This is a genomic window from Serratia sp. 2880STDY5682894, from assembly GCF_001537385.1.
Taxonomy (GTDB): Bacteria; Pseudomonadota; Gammaproteobacteria; order Enterobacterales; family Enterobacteriaceae; genus Serratia; species Serratia nevei.
Window position 1 is genome coordinate 711,066 of record NZ_FCJA01000001.1, and the last position, 15,008, is coordinate 726,073.

13 protein-coding genes are annotated in these 15,008 nt (G+C 62.1%); 4 read left to right on the forward strand and 9 right to left on the reverse strand.

What is annotated here, in order from left to right; all coding sequences use genetic code 11:
• Positions 1-86: 86 nt before the first annotated feature.
• Positions 87-728, reverse strand: a complete 642-nt coding sequence (locus tag AWX27_RS03270) for a helix-turn-helix transcriptional regulator (protein ID WP_038877816.1) — start codon at positions 726-728, stop codon at positions 87-89.
• 93 nt (positions 729-821) lie between these two features.
• Here AWX27_RS03270 and AWX27_RS03275 point away from each other — a divergent pair, with 93 nt between their 5' ends.
• Both AWX27_RS03275 and mfd read left to right on the forward strand, forming a co-directional pair.
• Positions 822-1,805, forward strand: a complete 984-nt coding sequence (locus AWX27_RS03275; RefSeq protein ID WP_060419364.1) for a threo-3-hydroxy-L-aspartate ammonia-lyase — start codon at positions 822-824, stop codon at positions 1,803-1,805.
• A 152-nt stretch (positions 1,806-1,957) separates the two neighbouring features.
• Positions 1,958-5,431 (forward strand): transcription-repair coupling factor, encoded by a 3,474-nt coding sequence (gene mfd / locus AWX27_RS03280; protein ID WP_060419366.1) that lies wholly within the window; start codon positions 1,958-1,960, stop codon positions 5,429-5,431.
• 34 nt (positions 5,432-5,465) lie between these two features.
• Here mfd and AWX27_RS03285 read toward each other — a convergent pair whose 3' ends face one another.
• Positions 5,466-6,566: a GGDEF domain-containing protein gene (locus AWX27_RS03285; RefSeq protein WP_060419368.1), complete on the reverse strand. Its 1,101-nt coding sequence runs from the start codon at positions 6,564-6,566 to the stop codon at positions 5,466-5,468.
• 199 nt (positions 6,567-6,765) lie between these two features.
• Here AWX27_RS03285 and AWX27_RS03290 point away from each other — a divergent pair, with 199 nt between their 5' ends.
• Positions 6,766-7,251, forward strand: a complete 486-nt coding sequence (locus AWX27_RS03290; RefSeq protein ID WP_060419370.1) for a heme-degrading domain-containing protein — start codon at positions 6,766-6,768, stop codon at positions 7,249-7,251.
• Between the two features lie 232 nt (positions 7,252-7,483).
• On the forward strand, positions 7,484-9,172 hold the full coding sequence (dauA, locus tag AWX27_RS03295; protein ID WP_060419372.1) for a C4-dicarboxylic acid transporter DauA: 1,689 nt from the start codon (positions 7,484-7,486) through the stop codon (positions 9,170-9,172).
• 48 nt (positions 9,173-9,220) lie between these two features.
• On the opposite strand, the gene kdsA is transcribed toward dauA, so the two are convergent.
• From kdsA to AWX27_RS24950, 7 genes are all read right to left on the reverse strand, one after another.
• Complete coding sequence (kdsA, locus tag AWX27_RS03300) at positions 9,221-10,075, reverse strand: 3-deoxy-8-phosphooctulonate synthase (protein WP_038872048.1); 855 nt, start codon at positions 10,073-10,075, stop codon at positions 9,221-9,223.
• Positions 10,076-10,133: 58 nt separating this feature from the next.
• Positions 10,134-10,943 carry an invasion regulator SirB1 gene (sirB1, locus tag AWX27_RS03305; protein ID WP_038872030.1) on the reverse strand — a complete coding sequence of 270 codons (810 nt, stop codon included), beginning with the start codon at positions 10,941-10,943 and terminating at the stop codon, positions 10,134-10,136.
• On the reverse strand, positions 10,940-11,341 hold the full coding sequence (locus AWX27_RS03310) for a SirB2 family protein (RefSeq protein ID WP_170310367.1): 402 nt from the start codon (positions 11,339-11,341) through the stop codon (positions 10,940-10,942). Before AWX27_RS03310 ends, sirB1 begins: the two co-directional genes overlap by 4 nt.
• Positions 11,342-11,382: 41 nt before the next feature.
• A complete protein-coding gene (gene prmC, locus AWX27_RS03315; RefSeq protein WP_060419374.1) occupies positions 11,383-12,216 on the reverse strand; it encodes a peptide chain release factor N(5)-glutamine methyltransferase in 834 nt (277 codons plus the stop codon).
• A complete protein-coding gene (gene prfA / locus AWX27_RS03320) occupies positions 12,216-13,301 on the reverse strand; it encodes a peptide chain release factor 1 (protein ID WP_060419376.1) in 1,086 nt (361 codons plus the stop codon). The genes prmC and prfA overlap by 1 nt, the downstream gene beginning before the upstream one ends.
• 31 nt (positions 13,302-13,332) lie before the next feature.
• A complete protein-coding gene (gene hemA, locus AWX27_RS03325; RefSeq protein ID WP_033638164.1) occupies positions 13,333-14,595 on the reverse strand; it encodes a glutamyl-tRNA reductase in 1,263 nt (420 codons plus the stop codon).
• A gap of 254 nt (positions 14,596-14,849) precedes the next feature.
• On the reverse strand, positions 14,850-14,993 hold the full coding sequence (locus AWX27_RS24950; protein ID WP_154618166.1) for a hypothetical protein: 144 nt from the start codon (positions 14,991-14,993) through the stop codon (positions 14,850-14,852).
• Positions 14,994-15,008 lie beyond the last annotated feature (15 nt).

Below are 15,008 nucleotides of genomic sequence, written 5' to 3' on the forward strand. Positions count from 1 at the left end.
TGGCTTAAGCAAAGTGATCATGGATAATAAAGGCTCTCCCTCGTTTAGGGAACACCCGGCGGCCTTTTATTGCGCCGGGCGGCCCCTCATCCGGCGTCTCGCTTGAGCAGGTTATAGACCGACACCCGCGAGATGCCGAGCGCTTCGGCCACCATGGTGGCCGCGCCGCGCAGTTGCAAATACCCTTGCTGCTTCAGCTGTTGCACCACCTGAAACCGCTGTTCGGAAGACAAAGCGCGCGGCTGGGTGGCATGCGACGCGGCGAACGCGTTGATCGCCGCAGCGATGTCCGACAGCGAGCGTGCACTCTCCGCCGCCTGCGGCGCGGCGCTTTGCACCACCGCCGTCAGCTGCTGCAGGATAGCGGTGACGCTGTTGAAGATAGACACATCCAGATTGAGGCAAATTGCCGCCACAAAGCGGCCCTGGCTATTGCGCAGGCCGATCGAGGTGCTCTTGGCCGGGCGCCCGTCCGGAAACACGCTGGCGTAGTTCTGCACCACGTCTGGAAACTCCGGCGACGCGATGCGCTCCAGCCCCATTTCCGTCGCGGCGTCGCCGATGCGGCGGTTGGATAGATTGTTGGCGATGGCGACAATGGCGCGATCGGGCTGGGTCAGATCGTGCAGCACCACTTCGCAACCGGGCGCGAACATCACGCCCAACGCCTGAACAATTTTTTCCGCTTCGCGCAGCAACAGCGCATTTTCCTGCCTGAGATCGCTCATTGAGTTAACCATTTGACAATAACTTTACAAAGAGTAAATTAAAAATCCACACCAAGCAATGCATCGTCCATCACTTACCTGTGCGAGGTCGCCATGAGTTCAGTCCCACGCTGCATCACCGCCGCCGATATTGCCACCGCCGCCGACGTTATCGCCGGGCATGCCCTGCGCACGCCGGTCATGACTTCGCGCCAGGCCGACCAGATCGCCGGCGCGCAGCTGTTCTTCAAGTGCGAGAATTTTCAGCGCATCGGCGCCTTCAAATTTCGCGGCGCCTATAACGCCATCGCGCAACTCAGCGCAGAGCAGCGTCGGGCCGGGGTAATCGCCTTTTCATCCGGCAACCACGCACAGGCGATGGCGCTGGCGGCGCGCGAATTGGGCGTTAGCGCCACCATCGTAATGCCCGATGACGCCCCTGCGGCCAAGCTGGCGGCGACGCGCGGCTACGGCGCCAACGTGGTCATCTATCAGCGCCACAGCGAAGATCGTGAAGAAATCACCCGACGCCTGGCCGCAGAGCGGGGCCTGACGCTGGTGCCACCGTACGATTATCCGCAGGTGATCGCCGGCCAGGGCACCGCCGCCAAGGAGCTGTTTGAAGAGACCGGGCCATTGGATCTGCTGTTGGTGTGCACCGGCGGCGGCGGCCTGCTGGCCGGCAGCGCGGTAGCGGCGCATCACTGGTCGCCGGGCTGCCGCGTGTTCGGCGTCGAGCCCGAAGCCGGCAACGACGTTCAGCAAGCCTTTCAGCGCGGTGAACCGGTGCACATCCCGGTGCCGAAAACCATTGCCGACGGCGCGCAGACCCAACAGGTCGGGCGGCTGACCTTCCCGATCATTCAAGAATATGTCGAAGGCATTCTGACGGTCAGCGACGCCCAGCTGTGTCGGCAAATGCGCTTCTTTATGGAGCGGATGAAAATGGTGGTTGAGCCGACCGGCTGCCTGGCGGCCGCGGCGGCGATGAACGGCCTGCTCGATCTGCACGGTAAAAAGGTCGGCGTTATCGTCAGCGGCGGCAACCTTGACGTCGACAAGATTGCGCACTATCTCGCCCTGGCCGGCGAAAATTAACGCGGCGCATCGGTTAAATAACAGGCGGAACATCAGGGTATAGCGCTTTTTGCTGTGTCAGTTTGGCGGCCGCTGGGCTACTATAAACAGCATAAAGGCGCTGGGTTATCCGTGCCGGAACGCCCTCTAACACATTGATTAAAGATACCTGAATGAGCACTTCCGATAGCCGTAACCGTTCCTCATCCCCCCGTTATTCTCTGCCCGATCGCGCGGGCGATCTGCGCCAGCTGGGGCAACTGACCGGCGCGGCCTGCGCCGTGGAGTGCGCCGAGATCGTCGAACGCCACCCTGGCCCGGTGATGCTGATCGCGCCGGACATGCAGAACGCCCTGCGGCTGCGTGACGAGATCCAGCAGTTCACCGACCAGATGGTGACCACGCTGTCCGACTGGGAAACCCTGCCGTACGACAGCTTCTCGCCGCATCAGGAAATCATCTCGGATCGCTTGTCGAGCCTGTATCACCTGCCGACCATGGCGCGCGGCGTGATCATTCTGCCGGTCAACACCCTGATGCAGCGCGTCTGCCCGCACGAGTTCCTGCACGGCCACGCGCTGGTGATGAAGAAAGGCCAGCGCCTGTCGCGCGACAAGCTGCGCGCGCAGCTGGAACAGGCCGGTTACCGCAGCGTCGATCAGGTGATGGAGCACGGCGAATTCGCCACCCGCGGCGCGTTGCTCGATCTTTACCCGATGGGCAGCGATGAGCCTTACCGCATCGACTTCTTCGATGACGAAATCGACAGCCTGCGCATCTTCGACGTCGATACCCAGCGCACGTTGAGCGAAGTCGAGGCCATCAATCTGTTGCCGGCCCACGAGTTCCCCACCGACAAAAACGCCATCGAGCTGTTTCGCAGCCAGTGGCGCGAGCAGTTTGAGGTGCGCCGCGACGCCGAGCACATCTATCAGCAGGTCAGCAAAAGCGCCTGGCCGGCCGGCATCGAATACTGGCAGCCGCTGTTCTTCAGCCAGCCGCTGCCGTCGCTGTTCAGCTACCTGCCGGCCAATACGCTGATCGTCAACACCGGCGATCTGGAGGGCGCCGCCGAGCGCTTCTGGCAGGACGTCAACCAGCGTTACGAAAGCCGCCGCGTCGATCCGATGCGCCCGCTGCTGGCGCCGGATACGCTGTGGCTGCGCGTCGACGCGCTGTTCGGCGAGCTGAAGGCCTGGCCGCGCATCGCGCTGAAAACCGCTGAGCTGCCGGCCAAGGCCGGCAATACCAATCTGGACTACCATGCCCTGCCCGATCTGGCGGTGCAAGCGCAGCATAAATCCCCGCTGGATAACCTGCGGCGCTTTATCGAAGGCTTCGACGGCAGCGTGATTTTCTCCGTCGAGAGCGAGGGGCGGCGTGAAACGCTGCAGGATCTGCTCGGCCGCATCAAGCTGGCGCCGGCGCTGATTCAGCGCCTCGATCAGGGGGAAACGGCGGGCCGTTACATGATGGTCGGCGCCGCCGAACACGGCTTCCTCGACGGCCTGCGCCAGCGGGCGCTGATCTGCGAAAGCGATCTGCTCGGCGAGCGCGTCAGCCGCCGCCGGCAGGACAACCGGCGCACCATCAATACCGATACCCTGATCCGCAACCTGGCGGAGCTGCATCCCGGCCAGCCGGTGGTGCATCTGGAGCACGGCGTCGGCCGCTACGTCGGCCTGACCACGCTGGAGGCCGGCGGTATCAAGGCCGAGTACCTGATCCTCTCCTACGCCGGTGAGGACAAGCTGTACGTGCCGGTTTCTTCGCTGCATCTGATCAGCCGCTACGCCGGCGGCGCGGACGAAAACGCCCCGCTGCACAAGCTGGGCGGCGACGCCTGGACGCGCGCGCGGCAGAAAGCGGCCGAGCGCGTGCGCGACGTGGCGGCGGAGCTGCTGGATATCTACGCCCAGCGCGCCGCCAAGGCCGGTTTCGCCTTCAAACACAATCGCGAACAGTATCAGCTGTTCTGCCAGAGCTTCCCGTTCGAAACCACGCCGGATCAGGAACAGGCGATCAACGCGGTGCTGAGCGACATGTGCCAGCCGCTGGCGATGGACCGCCTGGTGTGCGGCGACGTCGGCTTCGGCAAAACCGAAGTGGCGATGCGCGCCGCCTTCCTGGCGGTGGAAAACGGCAAGCAGGTGGCGGTGCTGGTGCCGACCACCCTGCTGGCGCAGCAGCACTTCGACAACTTCCGCGATCGCTTTGCCACCTGGCCGATCCGCATCGAAATGATGTCGCGCTTCCGCAGCGCCAAAGAGCAGCAGCAGGTGCTGGACGACGCGGCCGAAGGCAAAGTGGACATCATCATCGGCACCCACAAGCTGCTGCAGAGCGATCTCCGCTGGAAAGACCTGGGGCTGCTGATCGTCGATGAAGAACACCGCTTCGGCGTGCGCCATAAAGAACGCATCAAGGCGATGCGCGCCGACGTCGATATCCTGACGCTGACCGCCACGCCGATCCCGCGTACCCTGAACATGGCGATGAGCGGCATGCGCGATCTGTCGATCATCGCCACCCCGCCGGCGCGCCGGCTGGCGGTGAAGACCTTCGTGCGCGAATACGACAGCCTGGTGGTGCGCGAGGCGATCCTGCGTGAAGTGCTGCGCGGCGGCCAGGTTTACTACCTCTACAACGACGTGGAAAACATCGAGAAAGCGGCGCAGCGCCTGGCGGAATTGGTGCCGGAAGCGCGCATCGCCATCGGCCACGGCCAGATGCGCGAACGCGATCTGGAACGGGTGATGAACGATTTCCACCACCAGCGCTTCAACGTGCTGGTGTGCACCACCATCATCGAGACCGGCATCGATATCCCCAGCGCCAACACCATCATCATCGAGCGGGCCGATCGCTTCGGCCTGGCGCAGCTGCACCAGCTGCGCGGCCGCGTCGGGCGTTCGCACCACCAGGCTTACGCCTATCTGCTGACGCCGAACCCGAAAGCCATGGGCACCGACGCCCATAAACGGCTCGAAGCCATCGCATCGCTAGAAGATCTCGGCGCCGGTTTCGCCCTGGCGACCCACGATCTGGAGATCCGCGGCGCCGGCGAACTGCTGGGCGAAGACCAGAGCGGCCAGATGACCACCGTCGGTTTCTCGCTCTACATGGAGCTGTTGGAAAGCGCCGTCGATGCGTTGAAAAACGGCCGCGAACCGTCGCTGGAAGATCTCACCAGCAGCCAGACCGAGGTGGAACTGCGCATGCCGGCGCTGCTGCCGGAAAATTTCATTCCCGACGTCAATACCCGTCTTTCGCTGTACAAGCGTATCGCCAGCGCGAAGAGCGACGGCGAGCTGGATGAGCTGAAAGTCGAGCTGATCGACCGCTTCGGCCAGTTGCCGGACGCGGCGCGCAACCTGTTGCAGTGCGCGGCGCTGCGCCTGCATGCGCAGAAGCTGGGCATCAAACGCATCGAGAGCAACGAGCGCGGCGGCTTTATCGAGTTCGGCGACAACAACCGCGTCGACCCTGGTTATCTGATCGGCCTGTTGCAGGGCAATCCGCAGGTTTACCGCCTGGACGGCCCGAGCAAGCTGAAGTTCACGCTCGATTTGGCCGACCGCCAGAAACGCCTGACGTTCACCGAAGATCTGCTGGACGCCTTCCGCGAACACACGCTGGCGGCCTGAGCCAACGCCTCCCGCCGGTGCGGTGGGAGGCGGCTTATTCGCGCGGGAAACCGGCGCCCAGCGGTGCCAGCTGCATCACGCGGCTGGTCACCACCCGATTTTTACCGCTGCGCTTCGCCTCATATAACGCTTCGTCGGTCATGGCGATCGCCTTGTCCAGCGTCATGCCGGGCAGATACAGCGACACGCCGATCGACAGCGTGATGTGCGCTTCATCGTGGGCATTCAGCAAGAACGTCGAGCTCTCCACCGCGCTGCGAATGCGCTCCGCCACCCCACCGATGACCAGCGGATCGTAACTGGCGGTGATCACCATAAACTCCTCGCCGCCGTAACGCCCGACGAAGTCCTCGTTGCGCACGCTGTTTTGCAGCAGCCGGCCGACGCTGGCCAGCAGCACGTCGCCGGCCGGGTGGCCGTAGGTGTCATTGATCTTTTTGAAATCATCCAGATCGAGGATCATCAGCCCGCACGGGCGGCGTTCGGCGCGCTGCAGCATCAGGTGGTAATCGACGCTGGCGCGGTTGTTGATATGGGTCAGGCTGTCGGTCGTGGCGCGGGCGCGCATCGCGAAATAGGCGTAGATGTGGCGCTCTTTGAAATTCAGCGCATGGTAGCAAATCGCCAGGCAGAGCGCGGAAACCGCCTGGTACAGCAACACGTCCAGCCATAGCCCGCTCATGTCCACCAGCAGCCACACCACCGCGATGCGATACAGTGCGATGGCGCCGATCGTCAGGTAAAACACCCAGTGGGATTTCTTCAGCCACACGCGCGACAGCAGCAACGGCACCAGGATTGAGGCGATAAACAGGTTATCGACGGTGAAACCGCCGGTCAGCGCCATGGCGAACAAAAAGCTCACCAGCCCACTGATACCGCCGCCGAAAAAAGTCACCAGGACCATCGGAATCATCGAAAAGCTGTAGTGCACCTTATCGGTCAGCTCCAGCCGGTCCTGGCTTAAATACAGCACCGCCACCCCGGCCAACAGGCCGAATACGACGCGCTTCCACAGCGCAGAGCGATAGGAGAACGGCGCGTTTTTACTGAGAACGAAATAGCTTACCGACAGCGTGGCGTAGGTGATGCAGGCGTCGCTGTAAATGGCGGGAATGGACGCAATGTAGGTCATAAATAGTCAGCGGCTCCTCGGGATCGCCAGGGGTTGATATGCAGACGTTGAATAACGCATCCCTGTCGTCTCCGCTTCGGCGGCGGCTATTTTACACAGTCTATTAATAGAGTAGCAGTTCTATCTTATCGCCAAGCCGTCTATCTCACGATGCGCGCTTCAGGCTACTCTGTGCTTGGTGTTATCGGGGGAGAACCGCATGAATATCGACGATGAACTGCAGGCGCTCAGCGAACAGGAAGCGACGCTGGCCTTTACCCATTTTGACGCTGCCACCGCCTGGGAGCTGGGCGCGGCGCTGAAAACCGCCGCCGAGCGGCGCGGTCTGAGCATCGCCATCGAGATCCAACTGGCCGGGCAGACGCTGTTTTATTACGCCATGCCGGGCGCCACGCCGGACATCGCCGACTGGGTGCGGCGCAAGCGCAATCTGGTGAATCATTTTCACAAAAGCTCTTATGCCATCGGCCTGCGCCTGCAGCAGCGGCAAACGTCGCTGGAAGAGCGCTACGGGCTGAGCGTGCGCGACTATTCGGTGCACGGCGGCGCCTTCCCGCTCACCCTGGCCGGCCTCGGCTGCGTCGGTAGCATCAGCATTTCCGGCGCGCCGCAGAAGGAAGATCACCAGCTGCTGATAAGCACTTTAGCCCACTTTCTCGGCTTATCCCTGCCCGCGCTCCACTAGCCGTTAAAACCTTGATTATTCCTTTCCTTTTCAGCCGCAGAATCTGCGGCTGACTTACCTGTTATCCGCATTTAGCGCCAAACAAAAGGGCGACTCTCTGATTTCCTGCGCCAAATTGACACAGGTCTGGTAATCCGCTGAACAAAAGGCGTATGGTATCTGTCACGTGACAAGACGGACCTCATCGGGCCCGCCATTCCTTTCACTTTTGAAGATTTGGTACGCACCGTAGATGAAAACGCATGAAATAAACAAAATTCGCCCCTTCAGCGCGCTGATAGACGCCTGCTGGCGGGAACCTTATAGCCTGGCGCGGTTGCTGAAAGATGCTATCGCCGGGGTGACGGTCGGTATTATCGCCATCCCGCTGGCGATGGCGCTGGCGATCGCCAGCGGCGTGCCGCCGCAGTACGGCCTGTATACCGCCGCCATCGCCGGTATCGTCATCGCCGTCAGCGGCGGTTCACGCTACAGCGTCTCCGGCCCCACCGCCGCCTTCGTGGTGATCCTGTATCCGGTTTCGCAGCAGTTCGGACTGGCCGGCCTGCTGGTCGCCACGCTGATCTCCGGGGTGTTTCTGCTGCTGATGGGGCTGGCGCGCTTTGGCCGGCTGATCGAGTACATTCCGCTGCCGGTGACGCTCGGCTTTACCTCCGGTATCGCCATCACCATCGCCACCATGCAGATCAAGGACTTCTTCGGCCTGCAGCTGGCGCACACGCCGGAAAATTACGTCGGCAAACTGTACGCCCTGCTGCAGGCGCTGCCAACGCTGGATTTCGGCGATACCCTGATCGGCGCGGTGACGCTCCTGATCCTGATCTTCTGGCCCAAGCTCGGCCTGCGGGTGCCTGGCCACCTGCCGGCGCTGCTGGCGGGCACCGCGCTAATGGGTCTGCTGGCGCTGTTTGACCACCCGGTGGCGACCATCGGCTCGCGCTTCAGCTACCTGCTGGCCGACGGCAGCAGCGGCCAGGGCATCCCGCCGATCCTGCCGCAGCTGCTGCTGCCCTGGGATCTGCCGGGCGGCGGCGGGCAGCCGTTCACCCTGAGCTGGCAAACCGTTTCCGCCCTGCTGCCGGCGGCGTTTTCGATGGCGATGCTCGGCGCGATCGAATCGCTGCTGTGCGCCGTGGTGCTCGACGGCATGACCGGCAAGAAGCACAACTCGAACAGCGAGCTGATCGGCCAGGGTGCGGGTAACATCATCGCGCCGTTCTTCGGCGGCATTACCGCCACCGCCGCGATTGCCCGTTCGGCGGCCAACGTGCGCGCCGGCGCCACTTCGCCGGTGTCCGCCATCATCCACGCGTTGCTGGTGCTGTTGGCGCTGCTGGTATTGGCACCGTGGCTCTCTTACCTGCCGCTGGCGGCGATGGCGGCGCTGCTGCTGATGGTCGCCTGGAACATGAGCGAGGCGCACAAGGTGATTTATCTGCTGCGCCGGGCGCCGAAGGACGACATTCTGGTGCTGCTGCTGTGCATGTCGCTGACGGTGCTGTTCGATATGGTGATCGCCATTACCGTGGGCATCGTGCTGGCGTCGCTGCTGTTTATGCGCCGCATCGCCCGCATGACGCGGCTGAGCGAGCTGAGCGCCGGCGACGGCCGCCTGGTGCTCCGGGTGAACGGCCCGCTGTTCTTCGCCGCCGCCGAGCGCATCTTTACCGAACTGCTGGCGCGCAGCGAAGGTTACCGCACGATCGTGCTGCAATGGGATGCGGTTCCGGTGCTCGATGCCGGCGGCCTGAGCGCCCTGCGGCGCTTTATCGACGTGCTGCCGGCAGACAAAAAGCTGGTGATCACCGACGTGCCGTTCCAGCCGCTGAAAACCCTGGCGCGTGCGCGGGTGCAGCCGATCGAGGGCCGCCTGCAGTTCTACCCGACGCTGCCGGAAGCGCTGGCGGCCACCGGCGCCTAAACGTAAAAAAGCCCGACGAGTCGGGCTTTTTTTTATGGCGACGAACGCTTAGTTGCTGGTATCCAGCTCCGGGAAGCTCTTCACCAGGTCGTCGATGGCTTTCATCTGCGCCAGGAACGGCTCCAGCTTGTCCAACGGCAGCGCAGACGGGCCGTCGCACTTGGCGTTTTTCGGATCCGGGTGCGCTTCGAGGAACAGGCCGGCCAGGCCAACCGCCATACCGGCGCGCGCCAGCTCGGCCACCTGAGCGCGGCGGCCGCCGGACGCGGCGCCGAACGGATCGCGGGTCTGCAGCGCGTGGGTCACGTCGAAGATCACCGGATGGCCGCCGGTCACGTTCTTCATCACGTTGATGCCCAGCATGTCGACCACCAGGTTGTCATAGCCGAAGTTGCTGCCGCGATCGCACAGGATCACCTGATCGTTGCCGCCTTCTTTGAACTTGTCGACGATGTTGCCCATCTGCCCCGGGCTGACGAACTGCGGCTTCTTGACGTTGATCACCGCGCCGGTTTTCGCCATCGCTTCCACCAGATCGGTCTGACGCGCCAGGAAGGCCGGCAGCTGGATCACGTCAACCACTTCGGAAACCGGCTGCGCCTGCGCCGCTTCATGCACGTCGGTGATGATTTTCACGCCGAAGGTTTTTTTCAGCTCTTCGAAGATCTTCATCCCTTCTTCCAGGCCCGGACCGCGGTACGAGTGGATGGAAGAACGGTTGGCCTTGTCGAAAGAGGCTTTGAATACGTAAGGGATGCCCAGTTTTTGCGTCACGGTGACGTAGTGTTCGCAGATGCTCATCGCCAGATCGCGCGATTCCAGCACGTTCATACCGCCAAACAGCACAAACGGCAGATCGTTTGCTACGTCGATATCGCCAATGCTAACCACTTTCTGTTTCATGCTTTCGCCTTTGTTAAGGTTGTAACCGTCGCCTTGCAAACTGCACGGAGTCATTGAATTAATGCAGCGTCACCTGTTTCGGCTCAATCGAGTGGATCTGTACTTTGATCACTTCGCTGACCGGGTCTTCAGGACACTGCTCGACAAAATAGTTGAGGTCGGAGATCGCGATATGGTTGCACTCCAGCTGGGCGTAAATCAGCCCGCGGTCGCGGATCTCGTACGGATCTTCCGGATCGAAGCACAGCACCGTTTCGCTGGTGCGCAGCGCCATCTCCAGCTGCTTTTCTTCCATCAGGGCGGCCTTCAGCGTATCGAGCATCTTGCGCACCACCATGATGTTCTCCGACTCGTCGAGATCGTCGTCTTCCAGCTCGGCGCCCAGCCCCAGGTTGCCCTTGATCCACACTTCCAGCTGGTGTTCGCTCAGGGTTTCGCCGTTCAGCGGGTTGATCAGCCACAGCTCTTCGTCCAGCCAGTCGGCACGCAGGATCAGCTGAGTGGGGAAAATCACCGGCAGCAGCGGCAGGTCCAGCGCGTTGGCGATATGCAGGAAGATAGTGCCCAGCGAGACCGGCGTGCCCTGCCGCGCTTCCAGCACTTTGTCCAGCCAGATGGCGTCCGACAGGCGGTACACGCCGCTGGCGCCGCCGAATCCCCAGGTCTTGTAAAACAGTTCGATGAGCGCATCCAGTTGCTGCTCCTGAGTGATATCGACCGGCACCGCCGCGCGCGCTTCGTCCACCAGCTGTTGCAGCTTGCGCTCCACGTCGGCAACCGGGAAATCGCGCCGCACCGACTGCGACACCAGGATCACCCCTTCGCTCAGCGGCGAGGCGTTAAATTCAAAATCAGCAATGCTACTCATAGGTATCCCATCAGAAACGGTATTTTCGTCGTGGCAAGTTTAATTATCAGGTACAGGCAGCCCAACGCCAGCACGAACGCCACGGTTCGCAGCCGCTGACTTTTGGTCTTCTTGCCCAATGCGACGTAGCCAAGCAGGATATAGATAATAACGCCAAACAGCTTCTCGGTCAGCCATGAGTCCATACCCAGCAGCGGATAAAACCCGAACGTCACCACCAGCGCGATGCCGCTGACGAACAGCAGCGTGTCGTTCAGGTGCGGCGCTACCTTGACCCAGCGGCGGCCCATGATCGGCGAGCGGCGCCACTGCCAAAAGAAACGCAGCACAAACAAGGTAATACTGATGGCGACCGTCAGCAAATGGAAATGTTTCAACGCGGTGTATGCAGTCATGATGCTCCCTTAAATGGCTCGGGCGTCGTTATTATGAGAGGCGCTTATCCCGGCCATTGGCCGAGCGTCACGCGGTCGTTGTCGCCATAATCACGGTGGGTGGCGACAGCGGAAAATCCGGCGGCCTGCAGCAGCGCGCGCACGCTCTCGCCCTGCTGCCAGCCATGTTCCAACAGCAGCCAGCCCTGGGGCTGCAAATGGTGCGGCGCCTGGCGCACGATGGCGGCCAGATCCGCCAACCCACGATCGGCGGCGACCAGCGCGCTGCCGGGCTCGAAGCGCACGTCGCCCTGCGACAAATGCGGATCGGCGGCGTCGATATAGGGCGGATTGCTGGCGATCAGCGCGAAGCGTTGCCCCGCCACCGGCGCAAACCAGCTGCCCTGTAGAAATCGGACGTTGTCGATCTTCAGCTTGTGCGCATTGTGCTGCGCCAGCGCGACCGCTTCCGGCTGCACATCGACGCCGATAGCCGAACAGTCCGGGCGCTCGCTGGCCAGCGCCAGCGCGATGGCGCCGGTGCCGGTGCCGAGATCGAGGAAGTGGCAGGGTTGCGGCGGCAGGCGCGCCAGCGCCAGCTCTACCAGGCATTCGGTATCCGGGCGTGGGATCAGCGTTGCGGGTGAAACCGACAGCGGCAGCGACCAAAATTCACGCTCGCCCACCAGATAGGCCACCGGCTCTCCGCGTTCGCGGCGCGCCAGCAGCGTCTCCAGCTGCTGTTGCTGCGGTGGCGTCAGCAGGGTTTCACCGAACGCCATCAGGAAGGTTCTGGCCTTGCCGGTCACGAAACCCAACAGGATTTCCGCGTCGCGCCGGGCGCTGTCGCTGTGGGTCAAACGCGCGGCGGCGGCTTTCAGCCAGTGTTGATAGTCCATCACTCTTGCTCGGCGGACAGCGCAGCCAGCTGATCGGCCTGATACTCCTGCACGATCGGCTGGATCAGCATGTCCAGTTTGCCTTCCATCACTTCGTCCAGGCGGTAGAGCGTCAGGTTGATGCGGTGGTCGGTCACCCGCCCCTGCGGGAAGTTGTAGGTGCGGTTACGGTCGGAACGGTCGCCGCTGCCCAGCAGGTTGCGGCGAGTGGACGCCTCGGCCTGCTGGCGCTTGGCCACCTCAGCGGCGCGAATGCGCGCGCCCAGCACCGACATCGCCTTGGCTTTGTTTTTGTGCTGTGAACGTTCGTCCTGGCACTCCACCACGATGCCGGTCGGCAGGTGGGTGATGCGGATTGCCGAGTCGGTGGTGTTAACGTGCTGGCCACCGGCGCCGGAGGAGCGGAAGGTGTCGATTTTCAGATCGCCCGGGTTGATGTCCGGCAGCTCGGCTTCCGGCACTTCCGGCATCACCGCCACGGTGCAGGCGGAGGTGTGGATGCGCCCCTGGGATTCGGTTTCCGGCACGCGCTGCACGCGGTGGCCGCCGGATTCAAACTTCAGTTGACCGTACACGCCGTCGCCGGAGACTTTGGCGATCACTTCTTTAAAGCCGCCGTGCTCACCTTCGTTGGCGCTCATCACCTCGACGCGCCAGCGGCGGCTTTCCGCATAGCGGCTGTACATACGGAACAGATCGCCGGCGAAGATCGCCGCCTCATCGCCGCCGGTACCGGCACGCACTTCGAGGAAGCAGCTGCGCTCATCGTCCGGATCTTTCGGCAGCAGCAACACCTGCAGCTGCTGCTCCAGCTCTTCGCTGGCCGCCCGCGCCTGTTTCAGCTCTTCCTGCGCCATCTCGCGCATCTCCGGATCGTCCAGCATCATTTCCGCCGTCTCCAGATCCTCCTGCACCTGACGCCATTCCAGGAAGCAGCGGCTGACGTCGGTCAGCTGCGCGTATTCTCGCGACAGCGCGCGGAACCGGTCTTGGTCGGCGATAACGCCGGCATCGCCGAGCAGCGCCTGCACTTCTTCATGGCGCTCTTGTAACGCTTCCAGTTTGGCAACAATAGAAGGCTTCATGCGTGGTAATAAACCCTGTTAATAGAGAAAACTAATGCTGATCCAGCCCGAGGCTGTCGCGTAATAACTGCAACCGCTCCACGTCGCCGTCGCCGGCGGCCTGCTGGAGGGATTTGGTGGGGGCATGAATAAGACGGTTGGTCAGTTTATGGGCCAGCTCGTGAATAACCTGCTCCACGTTGGCGCCCTGCGCGATGGCGGCCAGCGCTTTGGCCTCCATCTCTGCGCGAATTTGGTCGGCCTGCGAACGGTAGTCGCGGATGGTTTCCACCGCGCCCTGCGAGCGCAGCCAGGCCATGAAGTTGGTGCTTTCCTGCTGCACGATCGACTCCGCCTGCACCGCCGCCGCTTTGCGCTGCGCCAGGTTGCTTTGAATGATGGCGTGCAGATCGTCCACGCTGTACAGATAGGCGTTGGCCAGTTTGCCGACTTCCGGTTCGATGTCGCGCGGTACGGCGATATCCACCAGCAGCATCGGCTGGTTGCGACGCGCCTTCAGCGCGCGCTCCACCATCCCCTTGCCGATGATAGGCAGCGGGCTGGCGGTAGAACTGATGATGATGTCGGCGTCCGCCAGGCGTTCGTCGATCTCCGGCAGGGTGATCACCTCCGCGCCGACCTCGTCCGCCAGCAGCTGGGCGCGTTCGCGGGTGCGGTTGGCGATGATCATGTGCCGCACTTTGTGTTCGCGCAGGTGGCGCGCCACCAGCTCGATGGTTTCACCGGCGCCCACCAGCAAGACGTTGAGATCGGCCAGCGATTCGAAGATCTGGCGCGCCAGGGTACAGGCGGCAAAAGCCACGGAGACCGCGCTGGCACCGATGTCGGTTTCGGTACGCACGCGCTTGGCGACGGAGAAGGATTTCTGGAACAGACGCTCCAGCTCGCCGGACAGCGACTGGCCGCGTTGCGACTCGGCGAAGGCCTTTTTGACCTGCCCGAGGATCTGCGGTTCGCCCAGCACCAATGAGTCCAACCCGCTGGCCACCCGCATCAAATGGCTGACCGCGTCGTTGCCCTGATGCCAGTACAGGCTTTTCTTCACCTCTTCCGGGCGCAGGTTGTGGTAGGCGCACAGCCAGGCGACCAGCTGCTCGTGCATGTGTTCCTGCTGCTCTACGCTGAGGTACAGCTCGGTGCGGTTGCAGGTGGACAACACGACGCCGCCCTGCACCAACGGTTGTTGGAGCAAGCTGGTCAGCGCCTCATCGATGGACTCTGGCGAGAAGGTCACCCTTTCACGCAGAGAAACCGGAGCGGTTTTGTGATTTATACCTAACGCCAGCAGGGTCATTGCTTCGAGTAATACTTCTGTTGGTACGGGTTCTCGTTGAACGGCATTCTACTTGATGCGCAGGATCAATAAAAGTAACAACCGCATCTTCCGTTCAATCATTGCCATAGACGGCATCAATCGATGAATAATTAATAAATACAGTGAGATGATTTATAATTTGACGACATAACATACTGAATTTTAGCGCAGGATGCGATCTCCCGCACAGGATTCGGTAAAACCTGCAGGTTATCCGCTTATAATCCGCGCGTTTACCAACCCAGCGTGCCGCAACGGTAGGAGGGATCCAGGATAAAAGAGACCTGCTGGCAAAAAACCTGCTTGGCCTGAAAATAAAAAAATACCGCGCCGGCAAAGCACAGAAGCGAAATGATTATCCGCGCCGCAATCTTCATTCGATTATTTCCCGC